Origin of the sequence: Hydrogenophaga flava NBRC 102514 (assembly GCF_001571145.1) — a bacterium.
Lineage (GTDB): Bacteria > Pseudomonadota > Gammaproteobacteria > Burkholderiales > Burkholderiaceae_C > Hydrogenophaga > Hydrogenophaga flava.
Genome location: NZ_BCTF01000003.1, coordinates 116,456 through 138,650 on the forward strand (window position 1 = coordinate 116,456; position 22,195 = coordinate 138,650).

Sequence of the window (22,195 nt, forward strand, 5' to 3'; positions counted from 1 at the left end):
CCTGGAGCTCCCATGAAACGCATCTCCCTCACCCGCTACCTCGTCGAGCAGCAGCGCGTCGACGGCCACATCCCCGGCGACCTGCGCCTGCTGCTGGAAGTGGTCGCGCGCGCCTGCAAGCGCATCAGCCAGGCCGTCAACAAGGGCGACCTGGGCGAGGTCATGGGCTCGGCCGACACGGAAAACGTGCAGGGCGAGGTCCAGAAGAAACTGGACATCATCGCCAACGAGGTGCTGATCGAGGCCAACGAATGGGGCGGCCACCTGGCGGCCATGGCCAGCGAGGAAATGGACAGCATCTACCTAGTGCCCAACCGCTACCCGCAGGGCGAGTACCTGCTGATGTTCGACCCGCTGGACGGCTCCTCCAACATCGATGTCAACGTCTCCATCGGCACCATCTTCAGCGTGATGAAGAAGCCCGAAGGCAGCCCGGGCGTGAGCGAGGCCGACTTCATGCAGCCGGGCAGCCAGCAGGTGGCCGCCGGCTACTGCGTCTACGGCCCGCAGACCACCCTGGTGCTGACCGTGGGCGACGGCGTGGCCATGTTCACGCTGGACCGCGAACAGGGCTCGTTCGTTCTGACCAAGGAAAACGTCACGATCCCGGCCGACACCAAGGAGTTCGCGATCAACATGAGCAACATGCGCCACTGGGCGCCGCCGGTGAAGCGCTACGTGGACGAGTGCCTGGCCGGCAAGGAAGGCCCGCGCGGCAAGGACTTCAACATGCGCTGGGTCGCCTCGATGGTGGCCGACGTGCACCGCATCCTGACCCGCGGCGGCGTCTTCATGTACCCCTGGGACAAGCGCGAACCGGACAAGCCGGGCAAGCTGCGCCTGCTGTACGAAGCCAACCCCATGGGCTGGCTGGTGGAACAGGCAGGCGGCGCGGCCACCAACGGTCGCGGCCGCATCCTGGACATCACCCCGACCAAGCTGCACGAACGTGTGAGCGTGATCCTGGGCTCGAAGAACGAGGTCGAGCGCATCACCGCCTACCATCTCGAGGCCGAAGCAGCGAAATGAGTTTTTGCTAGAATTGCGGGCTTCGCCGGTGTAGCTCAGTTGGTAGAGCAGCTCATTCGTAATGAGAAGGTCGGGGGTTCGACTCCTCTCTCCGGCACCAATCCCAAAGCCCTGACTCGAAAGACTCAGGGCTTTTTCATTTCATTCACACCATGGACGCCGTCGCTTCTTCCTTCGCCGCCCTGTTCCCCCTGGGCTGGGTCCACTACCTGGCTGGCGGACTGCTGATCGGCGCGGGCGTGGCCCTGCTGTTCGTCTGCACCGGCCTGGTGGGCGGCATGAGCACGGTGTTCTCGTCCACCTGGTCGTTCGTCGTGCGGCGGCCGTTCTTCCAGCAGGCGCGGTTCACCGACTCGCGGGTCTGGCGCCTGGTCTACGCCGCCGGCCTGGTCCTGGGAGCGCTGGTCTGGTGGCTCGGTTTTTCTGACGGCGCGCCCGGCTCCACCGACATCCCGGCCTGGCAGTTGCTGCTGGGGGGCGTGCTGGTCGGCTACGGCGCCCGGCTGGGCAACGGCTGCACCTCTGGCCACGGCATCTGCGGTCTGGGCTCGCTGCAACTGCCCTCTCTGGGCGCGGTGCTGACCTTCATGGCCACCGCCTTTCTCGTGGCCAATCTGGTCGGGAGCTTCGCATGAGCGGTTTTTCCATGACCCCAGCGAAAGCCCTGGCCGTGCTCGCCAGCGGCGCGCTGTTCGGTTTCGGCCTCTCGCTGTCGACCATGGTCCGGCCCGAGGTGGTGCTGGGCTTCCTGCGCTTCCAGGACATGGGGCTGATGCTGGTCATGGGTGGCGCGGTGCTGGTCACCCTGCTGGCCTACCGGTTCGGCCCGGCGCTGCTGCGCCAGCCGCTGCTGGGCGGCTACTTTCACCAGCACGTGAGTGTCTGGAACCGCGACACCCTGGTCGGTGCCGCCCTGTTCGGCGCCGGCTGGGGCCTGTGTGGCGTCTGCCCCGGCCCGGCCATCGCCGGGCTGGGCACCGGCAACTGGGACCTGCTGTGGGCGCTGGGCGGCATTGCCGTGGGTGCCCTGCTGCAGGGCCTGCGCGCCCGCACCTGACGAACTTCGCCGCTGTCGCCCGATCCCAACCCATTTCCCGGAGAACACCATGATCACCCGCCGCCTCTCGCTCGCCCTGCTGGCCACCTCCGCCCTCACGCTGATGGCCTGCTCCAAAGAAGATGCCGCCGGCGGACAGCCCGCGGCCTCTGCCCCGATCGATCCTGCCCAGGCCTACGACACCGTGGCCCGGGAGGCCAAGGGGTTCACCGCTGGCGCGATGATGAGCGCCCGCACGGTCTACGTGATGTTCGACCCGCAGTGCCCACACTGCAGCCACCTCTGGGAGTCGTCCCTGCCGCTGCAGACCAAGGTGAAATTCGTGTGGGCGCCGGTGGCCATCATCGGTCCCAAGAGCCTGCCGCAGAGCGCGGCACTGATGCAGGCGGCCAACCCGGTCGAGACCATGACCGCGCACGAAAAATCGCTGCTGGCGGGACAGGGCGGCATGTCCGCCTCGGCCAGCATCCCGGCCGAGATCGAGGCCACCATCAAGGCCAACACCGCCCTGCTGGACCGGTTGGGCGCCGACTCGGTGCCCTTCATCGTGGCGCGCCACGCGACCAGCGGCCAGGTGATCACCCGCGCAGGCTCCATGGACACCGCCGGCCTCTCCAGCTGGCTGGGCATGCAGCCCTGACGCGCCGGCCCGCCGAATGGACATCCTCACCCTCGCCCTGCTGTTTGCGGTGGGCAGCTTCCTGCTCAAGACCCACGAACAGCGCCAGCGCATCGCCCTGCTGGGCGCCCACCTCGGACAGTTCCAGATCGAGAAGCTGATGGAGCGGCTCAACGACGGCTATCTCAGAGCGCTGGACGAGCCGGACGAGCAGCGCCAGCAGCAGATCTGGTCGCTGCACACTGCCACCGAGGAGGCGCTGGCCCAGCAGTTCGAGCGCTTTGCGCAGGCGTTTTCGAAGGCCGAGGCCTCCTCCACCTGGGTCAACCGCAACCCGCTGCCCCAGGCCCACCGCTGGCTGCCCGCCTGGCTGGCCCCGGGCTTCGATGCGCGCGCCCTGATGCAGCTGCACGCGCAGGGCATCGCGCGCGTGGTTGCCAATCCGCAGCAGTGGCCAGTGCGCGAGCGCGCCCGCACCCTGCTGGCCGAGCTCTACCTGATGCAGCACAGCTGCCACTGGTTCTGCCGCTCGCACGCACTGGCGTCGGCGCGGCTGCTGGCCCGCCACAAAACCGCCTACGCGCAGGTGCTGCAGGCGGTTTCCCCTGCCACGCGGGAGGGCTATCAGGCCCTCACCGGCGTGCGCGCCCCTCTTGCCTGACCATCACGACCATGCGAATCCTCCACACCATGCTGCGCGTCGGCAACCTGCAACGCTCCATCGACTTCTACACCCAGGTGCTGGGCATGCAGCTGCTGCGCACCTCCGAGAACCCGGAATACAAGTATTCCCTGGCCTTCCTCGGCTTTGACGGCGGCAACCCCGGCCAGGCCGAGATCGAACTGACCTACAACTGGGGCGTGGAGCAGTACGAGCTGGGCACGGCCTACGGCCACATCGCGCTGGGCGTGCCCGACGCCTACGCCGCCTGCGACAAGATCCGCGCCGCCGGCGGCACCGTCACGCGCGAGGCCGGGCCGGTCAAGGGCGGCACCACGGTGATTGCGTTCGTCACCGACCCCGACGGCTACAAGATCGAACTCATCCAGCGCGCCGACACCGGCGCCGGTCAGGGCCTGCGCTGAGAACCGGACCACCAACAAAAAAGCCCGCTGGACAGCGGGCTTTTTTGTTGGGCAAAGGGGCCGCTCAGGAAGCGATCATCACCTCCACACGGCGGGCCTCCGCGTTGTTGCCGGAGCCGGTGGCGGTCTCGGGTTTCTTGAGCTCGATCCCCGAATCGGCCACACCGGCGGCCTTGAGCGCGTCGCGCACGGCAAGGGCACGCTGCTTGGCCAGCTCGGCGTTCTTGGCCGGATCGCCGGTCGAGTCGTGGAAGCCGGAGATCACCAGCTTCTGGCCCGCCTTGCCGGCGGCGATGGCATCGGCCAGCGCTTCCACGGCGCCCGGTGCCAGGTCGGACTTGCCCGACGCAAAGTAGAACTTCACCACGCCGTTTTCCACCACCACGCTGGCATCGTCGCTGGCGGCCGCAGGTGCCGCGGCCTCGGGTGCAGCGGAGGCCGGCGCGCTGGCCGCGGCGCCGTTCGCAGTACCAGCAGAGGCGCCGCCCGCGGTCGCTGCGGCCACCGCGGCCGGAGCCGCCTTCGCGCCCGAACCGCGCACCTTCTGGATCGCCACACCGATGGCCAGACCGACCGCCATCAGCACCGCTGCAATCAGCACCACCGCCGCAACGCGGTTTTCCTGTTGTTCGTCCTGGGAAGACATGGGCAACACTCCGTGAAGAATAATGAGGGATTGAACTTCAGCCCCCTGCAGCTCCTCCCTGAAGGAGTCCGACAGGCGCAAAAACCAGAAGATTGTAAATGGCTGCCCCTCGCGCCCGACCGTTGCTTCACCTGCCCCGCAACCGCCCCCAGAGCACCTGGGAGCCCTCGCAACGCGATGGGCGGCAGATGATGGAGGACACCCTGGCGCAGTGGCGCTCGCTAGGCCCCGATGCCGACCTCTGGGTGTTCGGCTACGCCTCGCTGGTCTGGCGCCCCGAGTTCGAAGCCGCCGAGCAGCGCCTGGCCCAGGTGCACGGCTACCACCGCTGCCTGAACATGTACAGCCGCGTCAACCGCGGCACGCCCGAGCGCCCAGGCCTGGTGTTCGCGCTCATGCCGGGCGGCAGCTGCACCGGCATGGCGCTGCGCCTGCCGCACGACCAGGTCGAGGCGGCCATGCCCGCACTGTGGGCGCGCGAGATGCCCAACCCGGTCTACGACCCCAGGTGGCTGCTCTGCCGGACCGCGCAGGGGCCGGTGTGCGCTCTGGCCTTCACCCTCTCGCCCCGCAGCCCCAACCACACCGGACCGCTGAGCGACGCCCAGTACCGCGACATCTTCATGCACGCGCGCGGCCGATACGGCACCACGCTGGACTACGCGCGCCAGACCCTGCAGGGCCTGCGCGCGCACGGCATAGAGGACCGTGCGCTGGGCCGGCTGCTCAGCATCGCGGACGATCTCCCCTGATCAACGGAAAGACAACACCATGAACATCGCCGACCTGCGCAAGAGCTACGAAAAAGCGGAACTCAGCGAATCCGCCTCGCACGCCGATCCATTGAAGCAATTCGACCAATGGCTGAACGAGGCCATCAGCGGTGAAGTACCCGAGCCCAATGCCATGACCCTGGCCACCGTGGGCGCCGACCTGCGGCCGACCACGCGCGTGGTGCTGATCAAGGGCTACGACGAGCGCGGCATCGTCTGGTACACCAACTACAACAGCCAGAAGGGCCGGCAACTGGCCGGCAACCCGTACGCCGCGTTGCAGTTCCACTGGGTCGAGCTCGAGCGCGTGGTACGCATCGAGGGTGTGGTGGAGAAAGTAAGCGACGAGGAAAGCGACGAGTACTTCCACAGCCGCCCGCTGGACAGCCGCATCGGCGCCTGGGCCAGCCCGCAGAGCGAGGTGATCGAGAACCGCACGGTGCTGGTCACCAACGCCGCCAAGTACGGTGCCCAGTTCATGCTGCGCCCGCCCCGCCCGCCGCACTGGGGCGGCTACCGCCTCAAGCCCGACAACTGGCAGTTCTGGCAGGGCCGCAAGAGCCGCCTGCACGACCGGCTGCGCTATTCGCTGCAGGCCGATGGTCAGTGGTTGCGGGAGCGGCTGGCGCCGTGACCCCCCCCCCTTCAGAGACGTTCGATCGCCTGGCCGGCAACGGTTGAAAGTCGGTCCGCAGCCACCAGGTCGGGCGCCATCTCCGCCAGCGGCACCAGCACAAACGCCCGCTCCCACATGCGCGGGTGCGGCACGGTCAGTTCGGGTGAGTCGATGCGGGCGCTGCCGTACAGCAGCAGGTCGAGGTCCAGCGTGCGCGGGGCGTTGCGGTAAGGGCGTTCGCGGCCGGCGGCGTTTTCGATGGCCTGCAGCGCGCGCAGCAGCCCGGGCGCGGTGAGCGTGGTGCTCACTTCGGCCACGGCGTTGAGGTAGTCGGGGCCGCTGGAGTCGATGGGGGCGGTTTGGTAGAGGCTGGAGGCCTGGGTCAGCCGGATACCGGGCGTGCGGCCCAGCGTCTGCAGCGCGTCGCGCAGCGTGCGGGCGGCATCGCCGAGGTTGGCACCGAGGGCCACGTAGGCCGTGACCTCGGGGCGCCCGGTGTCGCTCATATATTCAGATGCAGAGGTTTTCTGTCAGTCGGCCGACGGCGCTGGAGGCGTGCCTTCACCACCACCGGACGGCTTGCGGCGGCGACGGCGGCGCTTGCGGGCCGGGGCATCACCGTCGCTGGGCGCGGCGGTGTCGTCGACATGGTCGCTGTCGGGCGCAAAGGCACTGCCGTAGAACACGGTGCGCGCAGGGCTCTCGTCCTGCTCTTCACCGCCGTCCACTGGGCGCAAACGCGGATCGTCCCGCGCCGGCTCACTGGCGCCCGACGCCGGATGGTCGGCGTCCGTCTTCTTCACGCGGCGGGCCTTGCCACTGCCGCTGGCGCCCTTGGGCTGGCCGGCCTTGCGCTGCGCGTCGACCATGTCCTGGCGGAGGTCATCGTCGGCGGTGCTGAAGGTTTCCCACCAGTGCGCCAGCTCTTCGTCGACTTCACCGGTTTGCGCGCGCAGGCGCAAAAAGTCGAAACCGGCACGGAAGCGCGGCTGTTCAACCAGGCTGAACGGACCGGTGCCCACGCGCTTGTCGAAGCGCGGCTGCATCATCCAGATCTCGCGCATGTCGGTGCCCAGCTTGCCGCGGCCCGACACGTCGCCGATGCGCGCGTCGAAGGCTTCGTCCACCGCGTCCTGCAGCGCCGCGAACGGCGTGGGCGGGCGCTGGTTGCCGCGCGGCTGCAGCCGCCGCTCCCAGCCTTTTCGCACGTCGGCCCAGAGCACGCAAGCCAGCAGGAAGCTGGGCGCCACCGGCTTGCTCTCGCCGACGCGGCGGTCGGTGTCCTGCAGCGCCAGCTTGACGAAGTCGTCCTCGGCCCGCTCGACCACCAGATCGAGCAGCGGGTAGATGCCACGGGCCAGGCCGTGGGTCTTGAGCGCCTCGACGCTGGCCAGCGCGTGGCCGGTTTGCAGCAGCTTGAGCATCTCGTCGAACAGGCGGCTCTGCGGCACCTCCTTGAGCAGATCGGCCGAGGCGACCAGCGGCTCGCGCGTCTTGGGGTCGAACTTGAAGCCCAGGGCATTGAGCTTGGCGGCGAAGCGCACGGCGCGGATGATGCGCACCGGGTCTTCGCGGTAGCGCGTGGCGGCGTCGCCGATCATGCGCAGGGTGAGCTTCTTCGCGTCGCGGATGCCGTGGTGGAAGTCGACCACGACCTGCGCTTCGGGGTCGTAGTACATGGCGTTGATCGAGAAGTCGCGCCGCGCGGCGTCCTGCTCGATCGGGCCCCACACGTTGTCGCGCAGGACACGGCCGCTGGCGTCCACCGCGTGCTTCATGCCCGAGAGTTCGCCCTTGCTGGTGCGCTCGTTGCCGCTGACCTGTTCGGCGTCGGCGCTGTCGAGGTAGGCGCGGAAGGTCGAGACCTCGATCACCTCGTGTTCGCGGCCGCGGCCATAGACCACGTGCACGATTCGGAAGCGCCGGCCGATGATGAAGGCGCGGCGGAACAGGTTCTTGACCTGCTCGGGCGTGGCGCTGGTGGCGACGTCGAAGTCCTTGGGCCGCAGGCCCAGCAGCAGGTCGCGCACCGCGCCGCCGACGATATAGGCTTCGAAACCAGCCTGTTTGAGGGTGTGCACCACGTCCAGCGCACGCTGGTCGACCAGCTTGGGGTCGATGCCGTGCACGGTGGCGGGGACGTCTTCGCGCTTGCCGAACTTGGTGTCCTTGGCGCTCCTGCCAGTGGCCTTGCCCAGCAGCTTGTCGATGAATTTCTTGATCATTCGAATAGGTTCAGGATGCGCCAGCCTCGCTCGGTGGCGATGGCGCTGAGGCGGGGGTCCGGGTTGGTTGCCACCGGCTCGGTGACTTTCTCCAGCAGCGGGAGATCGTTGAGGGAGTCGCCGTAGAAGCTGCTGTGCTCCACGTCGGCCCAGGACAGGCCTCGGGAAGCCAGCCATTGTTCCACACGCACGACCTTGCCCTCGCGGAACGATGGCGTGCCCCAGATGGCACCGGTCGGATTGCCCTGCGGGTCGCGCTCCAGGTCGATGGCGATCAGCTCGGAGACGCCGAAGGCGGCGGCGATGGGGCGGGTGACGAATTCGTTGGTGGCGGTGACGATCAGCACCTGGTCACCCGCCGCCTGGTGGCGGCGCACCAGCTCGACGGCCACCGGCCGGATGGCCGGGCGGATCACCTGGTCCATGAAGCGGCGGTGTGCGGCGTTGGACTTGTCCACCCCGTGCTCGGCCAGCGGGGCGACCGAGAAGCGGATGTACTCGTGGATGTCCAGTGTGCCGGCCTTGTACTGCTCGTAAAAGGCGTCGTTGGCGCGGGTGTGGGTTTCGGCGTCGCGCCAGCCCAGCTCCACGGTGAACTGGCCCCAGGCGTGGTCGGAGTCCAGGGGCAGCAGGGTGTGGTCCAGGTCAAACAGCGCAAGTCTCATTCGGGGAAGTCTTCATTCGTTGTCCAGCATGGACTTGATCAGCGGAATCGTGATGGCGCGCTGCGTGCGCAGGGCGTAGGCGTCGAGCTGGTCCAGCAGCATCATCAGGCTGGAGAGGTCGCGCGAGAAGCGGTTGAGCATGAAGTCCATGACCTCGTCGCCCAGGAACACGCCTCGCTCGTCAGCGGCCCGCCGCAGCACGGAACGGCGCTCGGTCTCGCCCAAGGCCTTGAGCTGGAACACATGGCCCCAGCCCAGGCGCGTGCGCAGGTCTTCTCGCAGTTTCAGGTCGGCCGGTGGCCGGTCGGCCGCGGCCAGCACCCAGCGCGCCGGGCCGTGGGCCGGGGTCTGGGCGTTGACGAACCAGTTGAAGGCCGCGGCCTGCTGCTCGGCGGTGTAGAGATGACAGTCGTCGAGGATCACCGCGTCCCAGCTCTCGTCGAACTCGATCGGGTGCAGGATGCCCGCCCCGATCCAGCCGGTGCGGGCGCCCAGGTCGCGCAGTGTTTCGCGCACCGCCCGCAGCAGGTGGGTCTTGCCACTGCCGGGCTCGCCCCAGAGGTAAGTGGGCACCGGCGACCGCAGGGGGTTGTAGGTCCACAGCCGCAGATGCTCCAGCACGGCCTCGTTGCCCGCCGCCACGAAGTTGTCCAGCGTGGGCACAGGCGCCAGCCCGATGTCCAGCGCCATCTGTTTCATGGGCGGCTGAACCGGCTTCATTCCGAGCCGTCCTTCGGCTGGGCCGGCGCGGCCGGGGCGGTGGCTGCACCGGGCAGGTACAGGTCGCTGGCCAGGTAACCGGCCTTGGCGCGGCGGATCGCCACCAGCAGCACGGCGCTGGCCGGCAGCGCGATCAGCACCCCCACGAAGCCGAACAGGTGGCCGAAGGCCATCAGGGCGAAGATGACCGCGATGGGATGCAAACCGATACGCTCGCCCAGCAGGCGCGGCGTCACGTACATGCTCTCGGCCACCTGGCCCACCGCGTAGACCACACCGACCAGCACCACGCCGGTCAGGCTCTGGAACTGCAGCACCGCCGCCAGCAGGCCCATCACCAGGCCCAGGCCGAAGCCCAGGTAGGGCACGAACACGGCCAGACCGGTGAACACGCCGATCGGCAGCGCCAGCTTGAGCCCCACCAGGGCCGGCGCCACGGTGTAGAACACCGCCAGCACGCCCATCACCAGCAACTGGCCGCGCAGGTACTGGCCCAGCACCTCGTCGGTCTCGTCCAGGAAGCTCTGCACCGAGGGCAGCCAGCGCGGCGGAATCAGCCGCTTGCTGCGTTCCACCAGCCCCGCCCAGTCCAGCAGCAGGTAGTAAGCGACGATAGGCGTGAGCACCAGGTTGCCGAACACAGCCGCCAGCGCGCTGCCGCCGATGCGCAGCGAGGACAGCAGGCCGTTGATCAGCTCCTGCTCGTGGCCGGTCACCAGCTCCCGGAGCCATTCGCGCACCTGGCCGACATCAATCTGCAGGTCGATGCCAAAGCGCCCCGCCAGCGGCACCAGGCCGTCGTTGACCCGGTCCAGCAGCGCCGGCACCTGCTCCTTGAGCAGCGGCACCTGCTTGGTGATCACCGGCACGATCAGCAGCACCACCGCCAGCAGCACCAGCATGAGCAGGGCGATGGCCACGCCCGCCCCGAGCCAACGGGGAATCCGCCGGTCATTGAGCTTTTCCACCAGGGGATGCAGGGCGTAGGCCATCACCGCAGCCAGCACGAAGGGCATCAGCACCGGCGCCAGCACCGTCAGCAGCGCCCAGACCGCCACGGCGATGGCGACCCAGGTCAGGGAACGGATCTGCGCGGGGGATAGGGTCATGGGGTGCAAGCTCAGGTGAATGGGGGCCGGAGGGCGAACCCTTAAAATCAGCCGCAAATTCTAGTCCCCGGCCCGCGCGGGCCCTCTCCCCGCCCTCCCCCTATGACCTCCAGCACCACCCCCCTTTCCTACAAAGACGCCGGCGTTGACATCGACGCGGGCGATGCGTTGGTCGAGCGCATCAAGCCGCTAGCCAAAAAGACCATGCGCGAAGGCGTGCTGGCCGGCATCGGCGGCTTCGGCGCCCTGTTCGAAGTGCCCAAGCGCTACAAAGAGCCGGTGCTGGTGAGCGGCACCGACGGCGTGGGCACCAAGCTCAAGCTGGCCTTCGAATGGAACCTGCACGACACCGTGGGCATCGACCTGGTCGGCATGAGCGTGAACGACGTGCTGGTGCAGGGCGCCGAACCGCTTTTCTTCCTGGACTACTTCGCCTGCGGCAAGCTGGACGTGGAAACGGCCGCGGCCGTGGTCGGTGGCATCGCCAAGGGTTGCGAACTGTCCGGCTGCGCCCTGATCGGCGGCGAAACCGCCGAAATGCCCGGCATGTACCCGGCCGGCGAATACGACCTGGCCGGCTTCTGCGTCGGCGCGGTCGAGAAGAGCAAGATCCTGACAGGCAAGGACGTGAAACCGGGCGACGTGGTGCTGGGCCTGGCCTCGCACGGCGTGCATTCCAACGGCTTCTCGCTGGTGCGCAAGTGCATCGAACGCGCCGGCAGCGACCTGCCCGCAACGCTGGACGGCCAGCCGTTCCGCCAGGCCATCATGGCGCCGACCCGCCTGTACGTGAAAAGTGTGCTGGCTGCCCTGGCCAAACACCCGAAGACAGGAGATGCCTCTGGCATCAAGGCCCTGGCCCACATCACCGGCGGCGGCCTGCTGGAGAACATCCCGCGCGTGCTGCCCGAAGGCACGGCCGCCCACCTCAAGAAGGGCAGCTGGCCGCAGACCGAGCTGTTCGCCTGGCTGCAGAAGGTGGCCGGCATCGACGACATCGAGATGAACCGCACCTTCAACAACGGCATCGGCATGGTGGTGGTGATCGCCGCCGAAGAGGCCGCCGCCTGCGCCGCCACCCTGCGCGAACTGGGCGAGACGGTCTATGAAATCGGCGCCATCGCGTCCAAGGGCGACGGCGCTTCGGTGGTCGTGGCCTGATGTCCTGATCTGATCGAAACCTGTCCGCAGCGGTGGCGGACAGGAGGCGTCACGGCGGGAACAATGCAGCCATCTTGTCAAAGGAGCTGCCCCATGAACACCGCCCTGCTGGTCATCGACGTCCAGGAATCCTTCCGCCACCGCCCCTACTTCGACGCCTCGGCACTGCCGGCCTACATGGCCGAGCAGAACGCCCTGATCGACGGCTGCGTCGCGCAGGGCATCCCGGTGGTGCGCATCCTGCACAGCGACGGACCGGAAACACCGGACAACCCCTTCTCGCACGCCAGCGGCCATGTCTGCCCGCTGGCCGAGCTGTCCGTTTTTGATCCGGCCGCCAGCTTCGTCAAGCACCGGCACAGTGCCCTCGTCGGCACCGGGCTGGACGTCTGGCTGACCGCAAACGGCATCCGCCGGCTGATCGTGAGTGGCATCCGCGCCGAGCAGTGCTGCGAAACCACCACCCGCCACGCCTCCGACCTCGGCTGGGAGGTCGACTATGTGCTGGACGCCACGCTGACCTTCGACATGACCCAGCCCGACGGCTCGCCCCTGACCGCGGCCGAGATCAATGCCCGCACCGCCACCGTGTTGCAGGGCCGCTTCTGCACCCTCACCTCGGTAGGCGAGGCGCTGGCACGCGCCGGGGCTGCGGCGTGACCCGACCGTTCGGCATCGCCATCCTGGCCTTCGACGATGTCGAGGCGCTGGACCTGGCCGGTCCCTACGAAGTGTTCACCACCGCCGCCCGCATGGCGGCCCGTCCCGAGGCCGCGGACTGGCCCGGCCAACCCGTCGCAGCGGGCTGGCAGGTGGCCTGTGTGGCGCGCACCCGGGCGCTGGTGCGCGCAAGGGCCGGGCTGCAGGTGTTGCCGACCCGGGATTTCAGCGACGAGACGCCGGTGGACCTGCTGATCGTGCCCGGCGGTGTGGCCGACGCCGCCGCCCGCTGCCCGGACACGCTGGCCTGGGTGCGCCGCGCCAGCGCGCAGGCGACGCTCACGGCCTCGGTCTGCACGGGCGTGTTCGTGCTGGCCGCTGCCGGGGTGGTGGACAACCACCGGGTGACGACGCACTGGGAAGACCTGGACGACCTGCGCCGCCAGTGGCCGTCGCTGGATGTGGTTGACGGCGCGCGCTGGGTCGAGGACGGCCACGTGTTCAGCTCCGCGGGCATCAGCGCCGGCATCGACCTGTCGCTGCACCTGGTGGCCCGCCTGACCTGCCCCGAGCTGGCCGAACGCACCGCACGACAGATGGACTACCGATGGATGAGCCGACCCGACTGACGCCCGCCACCGTGGTGGACGTGCATTTTGTGCTGCTGGACGACAGCCTGATCCTCGACTGGGCGGGCCCGGCCGAGGCACTGCGCATGGCCAACCAGTCGCTGCTCGCCAAAGGCCGGCCGGCGGCCTTTGCACTGCATTTCACCGGCCCCCGCGCCGAAACTGTCAGCTCGGTGGGCGCCCGGGTGTCGCATCTGACCCCACTGCCCGACCTGTCCCAGCCCCAGCGCCCGCAGTGGGTGGTGCTGGTGGGCCAGCCGGGCGACCGGGTCGAACTGGACAGTCCCGCCGCGCGCGAGCTGCTGCACTGGCTGCGTGGCCTGCGCCTGGCCGAGGGACAGGTGGAGCTGATGTGCATCTGTGCAGGCGCCGTGGTGGCCGCCCGCGCCGGTCTGCTGGCGCGGCGCAAGGCCACGACGCACCACCACCACCTGGACGAGCTGCGCCAGTCCGCGCCCGACTGCGAGGTGCTGGCCAACCGGGTGTTCGTGCTGGACGCTCCGGTGTTCAGCAGCGCCGGCGTGACCACCGGCATCGACCTCACGCTGCACCGCATCGCCGCCCGCCTGGGGCCGGCGCTCGCGGCCGAAGTGGCGCAGACCATGGTGGTGGCGCTGCGCCGGGGCCCACAGGACCCCGAACTCTCGCCCTTCCTGCACCACCGCGACCACCTGCACCCCGCCCTTCATCGGGTGCAGGACGCGGTGAGCCAGGCGCCGCAGGAGGCCTGGACCGTACCGCGCATGGCAGACCAGGGCCACACCTCGGCGCGCCACCTGACCCGCCTGTTCGAGGAGCACGCCGGGGTGTCGCCCCTGACCTACCTGCAGCGCATCCGGCTCGCGGTGGCCCAGGCGGCATTGCAGAGCGGACACAACGTCACACAGGCCGCGCAGATCTCGGGGTTCGGGTCGGACACCCAGTTGCGCCGCGCCTGGCACCGACACGGGCAGCCTGGCACGCCTGGCACCACGCACAGAGCGGCGGCCCGCTGAGCGCTCAGCCGCGGGCGCGGCGCAGCTCGTTCAGGCGCGACTGTATGGCGTCGCGGTCCAGCGCATCGTCGGTGTTGGCGATGTAGACCTCCAGGTCCTGGGCGGCCAGGGCCGCGTCGCCCATTTCGGCCCAGGCCAGCCCCCGGTCGCGGTACTCGATCCAGGCATCGGGCAGCAGGATCAGCAGCCGGTCCTGCACCGCGATCAGGCGCAACCAGTCTTCCTGCGTGCGGTGGATTTCCTTGAGGTTGCGCAGCATGCGGGCGATGATGTCGCGCGAGGGCGCCGCCTGCAGGTACAGGCCTACCGGCACGTCGAAGTCGTCGACCAGCCCGTTGCGCCGCTTGTAGGGCTCCAGCCGCTCGGACAGCTCCTCGCGGCTGAGCGACTGGCCCGTGAACGGGTCGATCACCACCTGCCCTTCCGGCAGGTTGATCTTGACCAGGAAGTGCCCCGGGAAGTTGATGCCGCGCGCCTTCAGGCCCAGCCCTTGCGCCAGCTCCAGCCACAGCACGGCCAGCGAGATCGGGATGCCGCGGCGCGTCCTGAGCAGCACGTTGAGGTGGCTGTTGTCGGGGTCGTGGTAGTCGTTGACATTGCCGCCAAAGCCCAGATCCCGGAAAAAGAACTGGTTGAGCGCGCGCAGGCGCTGCAGGGGCTCGGCGTCCGAGGGGCTGCGCCGGCGCAGGCGGGAGAGCAGCACATCCACCTCGCCCAGCACCTCCTGCACATCCAGGTCCGGGTACTCGTCCTGGGCGATGGAGGCCGCCGCCTCCAGCAGGGGCAGGCTGTCGTCGTCCTTCACCAGCGAGGCGAAATACGCCAGCGGCGTTGACGAGGGAAGTTCAAAGGCAGAAGGCATGATGGATTCATTTTCGGACGAATTGCCGAAGTTTTAAACCCGAGAGCATCAGCGCGACAAAGTACAGCAGCGCCGCCCCCACCACGATCGCGGCCATCAGGCCGACCCGCAGCAGTGCGCCGCCCTCGAACGCCACCCAGTTCACCGACCCGGCGCTCCACATCAGGAACACCGCCAGCAAGGCGCTGGCGGCCAGCACCTGCATCGAAAACCGTGCCCAGCCGGGGGCAGGCCGGTAGGCGCCGCGCTGCACCAGACCGATCAGCAGCCACAGCGCGTTGACCATCGCGCCCAGGCCGATGGCCAGCGCCAGACCGGCGTGCGCCAGGTAGGGCACGAACACCAGGTTCATGGCCTGGGTCAGCAGCAGCACCACGATGGCGATCTTCACCGGCGTGCGGATGTCCTGGCGCGCGTAGAAGCCGGGCGCCAGCACCTTGATCGCCACCAGACCGAGCAGGCCTGCGCCGTAGCCCATCAGGGCGGTCGTGGTCTGGGCCACGTCCCGCACACTGAACGCGCCATAGTGATAAAGCACCGCCACCAGGGGCTTGGCAAAGGTCAGCAGGGCCACTGCGCAGGGCACCGCCAGCAGCACCACGAGCCGCAGACCCCAGTCCAGCAGGGCGCTGTAGCGCTCGCCGTCGTCGGCAGCCCGGGCGGCCGCCAGCTGGGGCAGCAAAACCACGCCCAGCGCCACGCCCAGCATGGCGGTCGGGAACTCCATCAGCCGGTCGGCGTAGCTGAGCCAGCTCACGCTGCCGGTGGCCAGGTGCGAGGCGATCTGGGTGTTGATCAGCAGCGAGATCTGCGCCACGCTCACTCCCAGCAGGGCCGGCAGCATCAGCGTGGTCACGCGCCGCGTGCCCGGGTGCGCCCAGGCCGCCTTGAGCGACGACCAGCGCAGGCCCACGCGCGGCAGCATGCCGATGCGCAGCAGCGCCGGGATCTGCACCCCCAGCTGCAGGGCGCCGCCGAGCATCACGCCGGCCGCCATCGCGTAGATCGGCTCGATGCCCAGGGACTGGAACCAGGGCGCGCCCAGCCAGGCGGCGCCGATCATCGCCACGTTCAGCAGCACCGGCGTGGCCGCCGGCACGGCGAATTTTTTCCAGGTATTCAGCACACCCGCCGACAGCGCCACCAGCGACATGAAGCCGATATAGGGGAACATCCAGCGCGTCATCAGCACCGCCGACTCGAAGCCCTGGGGACTCTGCTTGAGGCCGCTGGCCATGGCCCAGACCAGCACAGGCGAGATCGCTACCCCCACCACGCAGGTGGCCACCAGCGCCCAGACCAACACGGTGGCGATCTGGTTCACCAGTTCGCGGGTGGCGTCGTCGCCTTCCTTGGCGCGCACGCCAGCAAGCACCGGCACAAAAGCCTGGCTGAACGCACCCTCGGCGAACAGCCGGCGCAGCAGGTTCGGGATGCGGAAGGCGACGTTGAAGGCGTCGGTCAAGGCGCTGGCGCCGAACGTGGATGCCATCAGCAGCTCGCGCACCAGACCGGTGATGCGCGAGGCCAGCGTCAGCAGGGAAACCAGGGAGGCGGACTTGAAGAGCGACACCGCGGCAGTGTAACCACCCGGCCACCGCCCGGCGGGCGGAACTGGCTCCGCTTGGGGGTGCGTGGTAGAATCGCGGGCTTTGCTGGCAACATCCCCAAACACTTAAAGGATATACACATGGCAACCAAGCCGAAGAAAAAGAACCCCCGTCTGGCGTCTGGCCGCAAGCGCGTCCGCCAGGACGTCAGACTGAACGCCGCCAACACCTCGCTGCGTTCCAAGTACCGCACCGCCGTCAAGAACGTCGAGAAGGCTGTTTTGGCCGGCGACAAGACCAAGGCCGCCGAGCTGTTCGGCAAGATGCAGGCCGTGGTCGACAGCGTTGCCGACAAGGGCATCTTCCACAAGAACAAGGCCTCGCGCGACAAGAGCCGCCTGTCTGCCAAGGTCAAGGCCCTGGCCACCGCCGCCGCTTAAATTTCAGCGACGGCCAACGGCCTGCTCCTGCAGGCCTCAGCCCGGAACGGTACATCCCCGATGCCCCGGTCCGCCGTTTGAAACGGTGCGCTGCCAGCAAAAAAAGAAAACCGCCCCTCGGGGCGGTTTTTCTTTGGGCGCTCCGGACGCCTCAGTCGTCATCCCCGCCAATGAGTCCGCCCAGCAGGCCGCCGCCCAGGATGCCCGCGGCCAGACCGCCCTGTTCTCCACCCGAGCCACCACCGCCCTGCGTGCGCGGCGCCGCCGCAAAGATGCGCGAGGCCAGGCGCGCAAACGGCAGCGACTGGATCCAGACCGTGCCCGGGCCGCGCAGGGTGGCGAAGAACAGGCCCTCGCCGCCGAACAGCGCGGTTTTCACGCCCCCGACGAACTGGATGTCGAACTCGATGTCCGTGGTGTAGGCCACCACGCAGCCGGTGTCGACCCGCAACACCTCGCCCGGCGCCAGGTCGCGCTTGAGCACCGTGCCGCCCGAGTGCACGAAGGCCAGGCCGTCGCCTTCTAGTTTCTGCATGATGAAACCTTCACCGCCGAAGAAGCCGGTGCCCAGCTTGCGCTGGAAGGCGATGCCCAGCGACACGCCCTTGGCCGCACAGAGGAAGGCGTCTCGCTGGCAGATCAGGGTGCCGCCGATCTGCGACAGGTCGAAGGGAATGATCTTGCCGGTGTAGGGCGCCGCGAAACCCACCTTGCGCTTGCCGCTGCCCTGGTTGGTGTAGACCGTGGTAAACAGCGACTCGCCGGTGATCAGGCGCTTGCCGGCACCCAAGAGCTTGCCGAACAGACCACCACCGGACGAGCCGGCGGAGCCGTCGCCGAAGACGGTGGTCATGCCGATGCCGTCCTCCATGTACATCATGCTGCCAGCCTCGCCGATCGCAGCCTCGCCCGGGTCTAGCTCGATCTCGACGAACTGCATGTCGTCGCCGTGCAGGTAGTAGTCAACAACGTCCATTGCCATGGGAACACGCTCCTGATTCGTTTGGGAAGAAATCCGGAGCGGGAGCATACCCGCGAAGAACAGCGGTTTCAGCCCTTGGCGGGCGGCTCGGGCAGCAGGCAGCCTTCGACCACCTGGAGGTCGTTGTCCTTGGCGAAGTTCATGACGAAGTCCCAGGCCATGGGCTCGGCCTCACGCAGGTCGGTGTGCACGATCACCACCTTGGTGCCATTCATCACGGTGGGCACGCACCAGGGTGAGTAGGCGATGTGGCAGCCGATGCGGCCAGACGCGCCACCTGGTCCGAACTGGCTCATCACCCCTGCCAGACGTTCCGCCCAGTCGCTGGGGCGAAACGTGCGTCCACCCCGGGTGATTCCCTGGATGAACACTTGTTTGGTGGTGGGGCGGTCGACCATGGAGTGGAATGCCATTGCGGATGGCGGTATTCTATCTTATATAAGACTTGCGGTCAGGGTTAACCCGGTCGGCGCCGGAAGACGGTACTGTGCCGCATCTCTGTGATGCAGAACAAGCAAAGAAGATGCCGGTGCCTGCCCCTAAAATCGCTTTTCAACGGCTCAACCTGCGTTGAGCCGCTTCTTTTTCTGGCCCTTGGTCTCTGGAGTTGCCCCATGAAAGCCGCCCCCGTCGTCCCGTCCTCGCCCCATGTGATGAACACCTACGGCCGCCTGCCGATCGCGCTGACGCACGGCAAGGGCTGCCGAGTCTGGGACGTCAACGGCAAGGAATACCTGGACGCGCTGGCCGGCATCGCGGTGAACACCCTGGGGCACGGCCACCCCAAGCTGGTGAAGGCGCTGCAGCAGCAGGTGGCGGACATGATCCACTGCTGCAACTATTACCACGTGCCCGGCCAGGAAGAGCTGGCGAAGCTGCTGGTGGAGCGCTCCGGCCTGACCAACGCCTTTTTCTGCTCCACCGGTCTGGAAGCCAACGAGGCCGCGCTCAAGCTGGCGCGCAAGTTCGGCCACGACAAGGGCATCGATAAGCCGCAGATCGTGGTCTACGAAAAGGCCTTCCATGGCCGCTCGATTGCCACGCTGTCGGCCACCGGCAACCCCAAGGTGCAGGCTGGCTTCGGCCCGCTGGTGGAGGGCTTCATCCGCGTGCCGATGAACGACCTTGAAGCTCTGAAGAAGGCCACCCAGGGCAACCCGAACGTGGTGGCCGTGTTCTTCGAGACCATCCAGGGCGAAGGCGGCGTGAACCCGATGCGCGCCGAGTACCTGCAAGGCGTGCGTGCGCTGTGCGACGCCAACGACTGGCTGATGATGATCGACGAGGTGCAGTGCGGCATGGGCCGCACCGGCAAGTGGTTCGCCCACCAGTGGGCGGGCATCAAGCCCGACGTGATGCCCCTAGCCAAGGGCCTGGGCTCGGGCGTGCCGATCGGAGCCGTCGTCGCCGGCCCCAAGGCCGCGAACATCTTCGGCCCGGGTAACCACGGCACCACCTTCGGCGGCAACCCGCTGTCCATGCGCGCGGGCATCGAAACCATCCGCATCATGGAAGAGGATGGCCTGCTGCAGAACGCCGCGAAAATGGGCACGCTGATCCAGACCAAACTGGTCACCGCCCTGATGGGCAAGAAGGGCGTGAAGGAAGTGCGCGGCCAGGGCCTGATGATCGGCATCGAGCTGGAGCAGCCCTGCGGCGTGATCACCCAGCGCGCGGCCGACGCCGGCCTGCTGCTGTCGGTGACGGCCGACAACGTGATCCGCCTGGTGCCTCCGCTGATCATCAGCGGTGCCGAGGCCGACGAGATCGTCGCCCGCCTGCTGCCGATCATCGAGACCTTCCTCAAAGAACAGGGCTGACCGCCCCGGAGCGCACCGCATGTCCATCCGCCACTACCTGCAGTTCAAGGATTTCAGCGCCGAGGAATACGGCTACCTGTTGCGCCGCGCCGCCTTCATCAAGGCCAAGTTCAAGGCGGTCGAGAAGTACCAGCCCTTCGCCGACCCGGACCGCACCCTGGCCATGATCTTCGAGAAGGCCAGCACGCGCACGCGTGTGAGCTTCGAGGCCGGCATGTACCAGATGGGCGGCTCGGTGGTGCACCTGACCACCGGTGACAGCCAGCTCGGCCGCGCCGAGCCGATCGAAGACAGCGCGCGTGTCATCAGCCGCATGGTCGACATCGTGATGATCCGCACCTTCGGCCAGGACAAGCTGGAGAAGTTTGCCGAGTACTCGCGCGTACCCGTCATCAACGGCCTGACCAACGAGTTCCACCCCTGCCAGATCCTGGCCGACCTGTTCACGCTGACCGAGTACCGCCCGGCCCCCAGCGGCGATCCGCTGGACGCGATCCGCGGCAAGGTGGTGGCCTGGGTGGGCGACGGCAACAACATGGCCAACACCTGGCTGCAGGCGGCCGAGTTGCTGGGCTTCACCGTGCACGTGAGCACGCCCAGCGGCTACGAGGTGGACACGAAGCTCGCCGGCATCTCCAACCCGGCCTGCTACAAGGTGTTCAGCGACCCGAAGGAAGCCTGCAAGGGCGCCGATCTGGTGACCACCGATGTGTGGACCAGCATGGGCTACGAGGCCGAGAACGAAGTCCGCCGCGCCGCCTTCAAGCAGTGGTGCGTGGACGAGGCCATGATGGCCGTGGCCCAGCCCGACGCGCTGTTCATGCACTGCCTGCCCGCCCACCGCGGCGAGGAAGTGACCGCCGAGGTCATCGACGGCCCGCAAAGCGTGGTCTGGGACGAGGCCGAGAACCGCATGCACGTGCAGAAGGCACTGATGGAGTACCTGCTGCTGGGCCATCTGGCCTGAGCCGCCCCGTGAGCGCCTGCACGACCTGCGGCGCCTGCTGCGCCAGCTTCCGCGTGGACTTCTCGGTGTACGAGACGCAATCCGAAGGCGGCAGCGTGCCCGATGGGCTGTGGGTGCCGGTGACCGACAGCATCAGCCGCATGCGCGGCACCGACCACGGCCGTCCGCGCTGCGCAGCACTGTACGGCCCGGTGGGCCAGAAGGCCACCTGCGGCATCTACGAGTGGCGGCCCAGCCCCTGCCGTGAATTCGAGGAAGGCAGCGACGCCTGCGACGCCGCGCGGCGCCGCCACGGCCTGGCACCGCTGGCCGGCCACTGAACGCATGTCCGCCTGCCAGTCCTGCGGAGCCTGCTGCGCCGCCTACCGGGTGCAGTTCTCCGTCTACGAACTCGACGACGCTGGCGGCACCGTCCCCGCTGCGATGACCGAGCCGGTCAATGGCGCCACCAGCCGCATGCAAGGCACCGGCGAGGTGCCGATCCGATGCGTGGCGCTGACCGGCACGGTGGGCCAGTCCGTGGGCTGTTCGATCTACCTGCAACGCGCCGCGCCCTGCCGCGAGCTGACCGAAGGCAGCTACGCATGCAACAAGGCCCGCGCCCGCCACGGCCTGCCTGCCCTGGGCGAAGGCCTGCCCGTCTGAACACACACCATGCAAGCCCTGCTCGACACCATCGCCCACGCCACACCGGGCCCCGACGCCCAGCGCCTGTTCCACGGCCGCGGCGGCCTGCACCCCGGCTGCGAAGACTGGGCACTGGACTGGTACCCGCCCGTGTGGGTGCTCACGAAGTTCGGCGAAGCCACCGACGACGAGACCCGTGTCGTGGGTGAGGCCCTGGCGGCCCGGCAGGCGCAGATCGCGCCCGGCCAGCCGCTGAACTGGGTGTTCCAGCGCCGCCAGCCCGACGGCCCGGTCAGCCGCCCCGTCACCGACCTGATGGCCGGCGGCGTGCCCGATCCGCACCTGGTCAGCGAGGATGGCGCGCGCTACCGCGTGCAGGTGCAGCGCGGCCAGAACCACGGCCTGTTCCTCGACATGGCCGAGGGCAGGCGCTGGGTGCGCGCGCACGCGAACGGCGCCAAGGTGCTCAACCTGTTCGCCTACACCTGCGCCTTCTCGGTGGCCGCGCTGCAGGGCGGCGCGAAGGAAGTGATCAACCTCGACATGGCGCAGGGTGCGCTGACCACCGGCCAGCAGAACCACCAGCTCAACGGCATCCACGGCGGCGCGAAGTTCCTGGCGCACGACCTGTTCAGTTCCTGGGGCAAGGTCACGCGCATGGGGCCGTACGACCTGGTGATCGCCGACCCGCCGAGCTACCAGAAGGGCAGCTTCGTCGCGACCAAGGACTGGCCGCGCCTGCTGCGCCGCCTGCCCGACCTGCTCAAGCCAGGCGGCCACGCCCTGCTCTGCCTGAACGCCCCGGAGATTCCCGAGCAGTTCCTGCGCGACCAGCTGGCCGCCGAGGCGCCTGAACTGGTTGTGGAGGAGCGACTGCCCAACCCCGCCGCCTTCGCCGACGTGTCGCCCGACCGCGCGCTCAAGGTGCTGGTAGCGCGGTTGCCGGCGCTGGCCTGA

The 22,195-nt window shown here is 68.3% G+C and carries 28 protein-coding genes and 1 tRNA gene; 19 read left to right on the plus strand and 10 right to left on the minus strand.

Annotated elements, in window-relative coordinates; translation table 11 throughout:
- The first annotated feature begins 12 nt into the window (after nucleotides 1–12).
- The 7 genes from HFL01S_RS03870 to gloA all read left to right on the plus strand — a co-directional run bounded on the left by HFL01S_RS03870 (nucleotide 13) and on the right by gloA (nucleotide 3,791).
- Nucleotides 13–1,029 carry a class 1 fructose-bisphosphatase gene (locus HFL01S_RS03870; RefSeq protein WP_066254937.1) on the plus strand — a complete coding sequence of 339 codons (1,017 nt, stop codon included), beginning with the start codon at nucleotides 13–15 and terminating at the stop codon, nucleotides 1,027–1,029.
- 24 nt (nucleotides 1,030–1,053) lie between these two features.
- Nucleotides 1,054–1,129, plus strand: a tRNA-Thr gene (locus tag HFL01S_RS03875).
- Nucleotides 1,130–1,181: 52 nt separating this feature from the next.
- Nucleotides 1,182–1,664, plus strand: coding sequence for a YeeE/YedE family protein (locus HFL01S_RS03880; RefSeq protein WP_066254939.1), 483 nt, complete (start codon nucleotides 1,182–1,184; stop codon nucleotides 1,662–1,664).
- A gap of 11 nt (nucleotides 1,665–1,675) precedes the next feature.
- The gene (locus tag HFL01S_RS03885; protein ID WP_066254940.1) at nucleotides 1,676–2,086 is read left to right on the plus strand and encodes a DUF6691 family protein; all 411 of its coding nucleotides are present in this window, start codon (nucleotides 1,676–1,678) and stop codon (nucleotides 2,084–2,086) included.
- Nucleotides 2,087–2,135: 49 nt separating this feature from the next.
- Nucleotides 2,136–2,726, plus strand: coding sequence for a thioredoxin fold domain-containing protein (locus HFL01S_RS03890; RefSeq protein ID WP_066254943.1), 591 nt, complete (start codon nucleotides 2,136–2,138; stop codon nucleotides 2,724–2,726).
- A gap of 16 nt (nucleotides 2,727–2,742) precedes the next feature.
- Nucleotides 2,743–3,366, plus strand: a complete 624-nt coding sequence (locus HFL01S_RS03895; protein WP_066254945.1) for a hypothetical protein — start codon at nucleotides 2,743–2,745, stop codon at nucleotides 3,364–3,366.
- Nucleotides 3,367–3,377: 11 nt separating this feature from the next.
- Nucleotides 3,378–3,791, plus strand: a complete 414-nt coding sequence (gene gloA / locus HFL01S_RS03900) for a lactoylglutathione lyase (RefSeq protein ID WP_066254947.1) — start codon at nucleotides 3,378–3,380, stop codon at nucleotides 3,789–3,791.
- 64 nt (nucleotides 3,792–3,855) lie between these two features.
- Here the strand turns inward: gloA and HFL01S_RS03905 are convergent, their stop codons facing one another.
- A complete protein-coding gene (locus HFL01S_RS03905) occupies nucleotides 3,856–4,437 on the minus strand; it encodes an OmpA family protein (RefSeq protein WP_066254949.1) in 582 nt (193 codons plus the stop codon).
- Nucleotides 4,438–4,625: 188 nt separating this feature from the next.
- Between HFL01S_RS03905 and HFL01S_RS03910 the strand changes: the two genes are divergently transcribed.
- Nucleotides 4,626–5,189, plus strand: coding sequence for a gamma-glutamylcyclotransferase (locus tag HFL01S_RS03910; RefSeq protein ID WP_066254952.1), 564 nt, complete (start codon nucleotides 4,626–4,628; stop codon nucleotides 5,187–5,189).
- A gap of 19 nt (nucleotides 5,190–5,208) precedes the next feature.
- Nucleotides 5,209–5,844: a pyridoxamine 5'-phosphate oxidase gene (gene pdxH / locus HFL01S_RS03915; protein ID WP_066254955.1), complete on the plus strand. Its 636-nt coding sequence runs from the start codon at nucleotides 5,209–5,211 to the stop codon at nucleotides 5,842–5,844.
- An 11-nt stretch (nucleotides 5,845–5,855) separates the two neighbouring features.
- Here the strand turns inward: pdxH and folK are convergent, their stop codons facing one another.
- The 5 genes from folK to HFL01S_RS03940 are packed head-to-tail and all read right to left on the minus strand — an operon-like array spanning nucleotide 5,856 to nucleotide 10,545.
- Entirely contained in the window at nucleotides 5,856–6,332 is a 477-nt protein-coding gene (folK, locus tag HFL01S_RS03920; protein ID WP_066254958.1) for a 2-amino-4-hydroxy-6-hydroxymethyldihydropteridine diphosphokinase, read from the minus strand.
- A gap of 24 nt (nucleotides 6,333–6,356) precedes the next feature.
- Nucleotides 6,357–8,051, minus strand: a complete 1,695-nt coding sequence (pcnB, locus tag HFL01S_RS03925; RefSeq protein WP_066254962.1) for a polynucleotide adenylyltransferase PcnB — start codon at nucleotides 8,049–8,051, stop codon at nucleotides 6,357–6,359.
- Nucleotides 8,048–8,716, minus strand: a complete 669-nt coding sequence (locus HFL01S_RS03930; RefSeq protein WP_066254964.1) for a histidinol-phosphatase — start codon at nucleotides 8,714–8,716, stop codon at nucleotides 8,048–8,050. The genes pcnB and HFL01S_RS03930 overlap by 4 nt, the downstream gene beginning before the upstream one ends.
- 12 nt (nucleotides 8,717–8,728) lie before the next feature.
- Nucleotides 8,729–9,415, minus strand: coding sequence for a DnaA regulatory inactivator Hda (hda, locus tag HFL01S_RS03935; protein ID WP_066255468.1), 687 nt, complete (start codon nucleotides 9,413–9,415; stop codon nucleotides 8,729–8,731).
- Nucleotides 9,416–9,432: 17 nt separating this feature from the next.
- Complete coding sequence (locus HFL01S_RS03940) at nucleotides 9,433–10,545, minus strand: AI-2E family transporter (protein WP_066254967.1); 1,113 nt, start codon at nucleotides 10,543–10,545, stop codon at nucleotides 9,433–9,435.
- Nucleotides 10,546–10,647: 102 nt separating this feature from the next.
- Between HFL01S_RS03940 and purM the strand changes: the two genes are divergently transcribed.
- The 4 genes from purM to HFL01S_RS03960 all read left to right on the plus strand — a co-directional run bounded on the left by purM (nucleotide 10,648) and on the right by HFL01S_RS03960 (nucleotide 13,990).
- The gene (purM, locus tag HFL01S_RS03945; RefSeq protein WP_066254970.1) at nucleotides 10,648–11,706 is read left to right on the plus strand and encodes a phosphoribosylformylglycinamidine cyclo-ligase; all 1,059 of its coding nucleotides are present in this window, start codon (nucleotides 10,648–10,650) and stop codon (nucleotides 11,704–11,706) included.
- 93 nt (nucleotides 11,707–11,799) lie between these two features.
- Nucleotides 11,800–12,366, plus strand: coding sequence for a cysteine hydrolase family protein (locus HFL01S_RS03950; RefSeq protein WP_066254975.1), 567 nt, complete (start codon nucleotides 11,800–11,802; stop codon nucleotides 12,364–12,366).
- Nucleotides 12,363–12,995, plus strand: a complete 633-nt coding sequence (locus HFL01S_RS03955; protein ID WP_066254976.1) for a DJ-1/PfpI family protein — start codon at nucleotides 12,363–12,365, stop codon at nucleotides 12,993–12,995. The genes HFL01S_RS03950 and HFL01S_RS03955 overlap by 4 nt, the downstream gene beginning before the upstream one ends.
- On the plus strand, nucleotides 12,974–13,990 hold the full coding sequence (locus HFL01S_RS03960; RefSeq protein ID WP_066254979.1) for a GlxA family transcriptional regulator: 1,017 nt from the start codon (nucleotides 12,974–12,976) through the stop codon (nucleotides 13,988–13,990). The genes HFL01S_RS03955 and HFL01S_RS03960 overlap by 22 nt, the downstream gene beginning before the upstream one ends.
- A gap of 4 nt (nucleotides 13,991–13,994) precedes the next feature.
- Here the strand turns inward: HFL01S_RS03960 and HFL01S_RS03965 are convergent, their stop codons facing one another.
- Nucleotides 13,995–14,852: a SirB1 family protein gene (locus HFL01S_RS03965; protein ID WP_066254983.1), complete on the minus strand. Its 858-nt coding sequence runs from the start codon at nucleotides 14,850–14,852 to the stop codon at nucleotides 13,995–13,997.
- A gap of 7 nt (nucleotides 14,853–14,859) precedes the next feature.
- Entirely contained in the window at nucleotides 14,860–16,425 is a 1,566-nt protein-coding gene (gene murJ / locus HFL01S_RS03970) for a murein biosynthesis integral membrane protein MurJ (RefSeq protein ID WP_066254988.1), read from the minus strand.
- Nucleotides 16,426–16,542: 117 nt separating this feature from the next.
- On the opposite strand from murJ, the gene rpsT reads away from it, so the two are divergent.
- The gene (gene rpsT / locus HFL01S_RS03975; protein ID WP_066254990.1) at nucleotides 16,543–16,842 is read left to right on the plus strand and encodes a 30S ribosomal protein S20; all 300 of its coding nucleotides are present in this window, start codon (nucleotides 16,543–16,545) and stop codon (nucleotides 16,840–16,842) included.
- 151 nt (nucleotides 16,843–16,993) lie between these two features.
- Here rpsT and HFL01S_RS03980 read toward each other — a convergent pair whose 3' ends face one another.
- Entirely contained in the window at nucleotides 16,994–17,824 is an 831-nt protein-coding gene (locus HFL01S_RS03980; RefSeq protein WP_066254993.1) for a TIGR00266 family protein, read from the minus strand.
- A gap of 68 nt (nucleotides 17,825–17,892) precedes the next feature.
- On the minus strand, nucleotides 17,893–18,237 hold the full coding sequence (locus HFL01S_RS03985; RefSeq protein WP_439648595.1) for a DUF3579 domain-containing protein: 345 nt from the start codon (nucleotides 18,235–18,237) through the stop codon (nucleotides 17,893–17,895).
- Nucleotides 18,238–18,438: 201 nt separating this feature from the next.
- Between HFL01S_RS03985 and HFL01S_RS03990 the strand changes: the two genes are divergently transcribed.
- The 5 genes from HFL01S_RS03990 to HFL01S_RS04010 are packed head-to-tail and all read left to right on the plus strand — an operon-like array spanning nucleotide 18,439 to nucleotide 22,195.
- Nucleotides 18,439–19,644 carry an aspartate aminotransferase family protein gene (locus tag HFL01S_RS03990; protein ID WP_066254999.1) on the plus strand — a complete coding sequence of 402 codons (1,206 nt, stop codon included), beginning with the start codon at nucleotides 18,439–18,441 and terminating at the stop codon, nucleotides 19,642–19,644.
- Between the two features lie 19 nt (nucleotides 19,645–19,663).
- Nucleotides 19,664–20,611 (plus strand): ornithine carbamoyltransferase, encoded by a 948-nt coding sequence (gene argF, locus HFL01S_RS03995; protein ID WP_066255001.1) that lies wholly within the window; start codon nucleotides 19,664–19,666, stop codon nucleotides 20,609–20,611.
- An 8-nt stretch (nucleotides 20,612–20,619) separates the two neighbouring features.
- Complete coding sequence (locus HFL01S_RS04000; RefSeq protein ID WP_066255003.1) at nucleotides 20,620–20,931, plus strand: YkgJ family cysteine cluster protein; 312 nt, start codon at nucleotides 20,620–20,622, stop codon at nucleotides 20,929–20,931.
- Nucleotides 20,932–20,935: 4 nt separating this feature from the next.
- The gene (locus tag HFL01S_RS04005) at nucleotides 20,936–21,256 is read left to right on the plus strand and encodes a YkgJ family cysteine cluster protein (protein WP_066255007.1); all 321 of its coding nucleotides are present in this window, start codon (nucleotides 20,936–20,938) and stop codon (nucleotides 21,254–21,256) included.
- Between the two features lie 9 nt (nucleotides 21,257–21,265).
- The gene (locus tag HFL01S_RS04010; protein ID WP_066255010.1) at nucleotides 21,266–22,195 is read left to right on the plus strand and encodes a class I SAM-dependent methyltransferase; all 930 of its coding nucleotides are present in this window, start codon (nucleotides 21,266–21,268) and stop codon (nucleotides 22,193–22,195) included.

Excerpts from the sequence above, each read along its gene's own strand:
- HFL01S_RS03870 (WP_066254937.1), top strand. The coding sequence starts at position 13 with ATGAAACGCATCTCCCTCACCCGCTACCTCGTCGAGCAGCAGCGCGTC.
- HFL01S_RS03880 (WP_066254939.1), top strand. The coding sequence starts at position 1,182 with ATGGACGCCGTCGCTTCTTCCTTCGCCGCCCTGTTCCCCCTGGGCTGG.
- HFL01S_RS03885 (WP_066254940.1), top strand. The coding sequence starts at position 1,676 with ATGACCCCAGCGAAAGCCCTGGCCGTGCTCGCCAGCGGCGCGCTGTTC.
- HFL01S_RS03890 (WP_066254943.1), top strand. The coding sequence starts at position 2,136 with ATGATCACCCGCCGCCTCTCGCTCGCCCTGCTGGCCACCTCCGCCCTC.
- HFL01S_RS03895 (WP_066254945.1), top strand. The coding sequence starts at position 2,743 with ATGGACATCCTCACCCTCGCCCTGCTGTTTGCGGTGGGCAGCTTCCTG.
- gloA (WP_066254947.1), top strand. The coding sequence starts at position 3,378 with ATGCGAATCCTCCACACCATGCTGCGCGTCGGCAACCTGCAACGCTCC.
- HFL01S_RS03905 (WP_066254949.1), bottom strand. The coding sequence starts at position 4,437 with ATGTCTTCCCAGGACGAACAACAGGAAAACCGCGTTGCGGCGGTGGTG.
- HFL01S_RS03910 (WP_066254952.1), top strand. The coding sequence starts at position 4,626 with ATGATGGAGGACACCCTGGCGCAGTGGCGCTCGCTAGGCCCCGATGCC.
- pdxH (WP_066254955.1), top strand. The coding sequence starts at position 5,209 with ATGAACATCGCCGACCTGCGCAAGAGCTACGAAAAAGCGGAACTCAGC.
- folK (WP_066254958.1), bottom strand. The coding sequence starts at position 6,332 with ATGAGCGACACCGGGCGCCCCGAGGTCACGGCCTACGTGGCCCTCGGT.
- pcnB (WP_066254962.1), bottom strand. The coding sequence starts at position 8,051 with ATGATCAAGAAATTCATCGACAAGCTGCTGGGCAAGGCCACTGGCAGG.
- HFL01S_RS03930 (WP_066254964.1), bottom strand. The coding sequence starts at position 8,716 with ATGAGACTTGCGCTGTTTGACCTGGACCACACCCTGCTGCCCCTGGAC.
- hda (WP_066255468.1), bottom strand. The coding sequence starts at position 9,415 with ATGAAACAGATGGCGCTGGACATCGGGCTGGCGCCTGTGCCCACGCTG.
- HFL01S_RS03940 (WP_066254967.1), bottom strand. The coding sequence starts at position 10,545 with ATGACCCTATCCCCCGCGCAGATCCGTTCCCTGACCTGGGTCGCCATC.
- purM (WP_066254970.1), top strand. The coding sequence starts at position 10,648 with ATGACCTCCAGCACCACCCCCCTTTCCTACAAAGACGCCGGCGTTGAC.
- HFL01S_RS03950 (WP_066254975.1), top strand. The coding sequence starts at position 11,800 with ATGAACACCGCCCTGCTGGTCATCGACGTCCAGGAATCCTTCCGCCAC.
- HFL01S_RS03960 (WP_066254979.1), top strand. The coding sequence starts at position 12,974 with ATGGATGAGCCGACCCGACTGACGCCCGCCACCGTGGTGGACGTGCAT.
- HFL01S_RS03965 (WP_066254983.1), bottom strand. The coding sequence starts at position 14,852 with ATGCCTTCTGCCTTTGAACTTCCCTCGTCAACGCCGCTGGCGTATTTC.
- rpsT (WP_066254990.1), top strand. The coding sequence starts at position 16,543 with ATGGCAACCAAGCCGAAGAAAAAGAACCCCCGTCTGGCGTCTGGCCGC.
- HFL01S_RS03980 (WP_066254993.1), bottom strand. The coding sequence starts at position 17,824 with ATGGCAATGGACGTTGTTGACTACTACCTGCACGGCGACGACATGCAG.
- HFL01S_RS03985 (WP_439648595.1), bottom strand. The coding sequence starts at position 18,237 with ATGGCATTCCACTCCATGGTCGACCGCCCCACCACCAAACAAGTGTTC.
- HFL01S_RS03990 (WP_066254999.1), top strand. The coding sequence starts at position 18,439 with ATGAAAGCCGCCCCCGTCGTCCCGTCCTCGCCCCATGTGATGAACACC.
- argF (WP_066255001.1), top strand. The coding sequence starts at position 19,664 with ATGTCCATCCGCCACTACCTGCAGTTCAAGGATTTCAGCGCCGAGGAA.
- HFL01S_RS04005 (WP_066255007.1), top strand. The coding sequence starts at position 20,936 with ATGTCCGCCTGCCAGTCCTGCGGAGCCTGCTGCGCCGCCTACCGGGTG.
- HFL01S_RS04010 (WP_066255010.1), top strand. The coding sequence starts at position 21,266 with ATGCAAGCCCTGCTCGACACCATCGCCCACGCCACACCGGGCCCCGAC.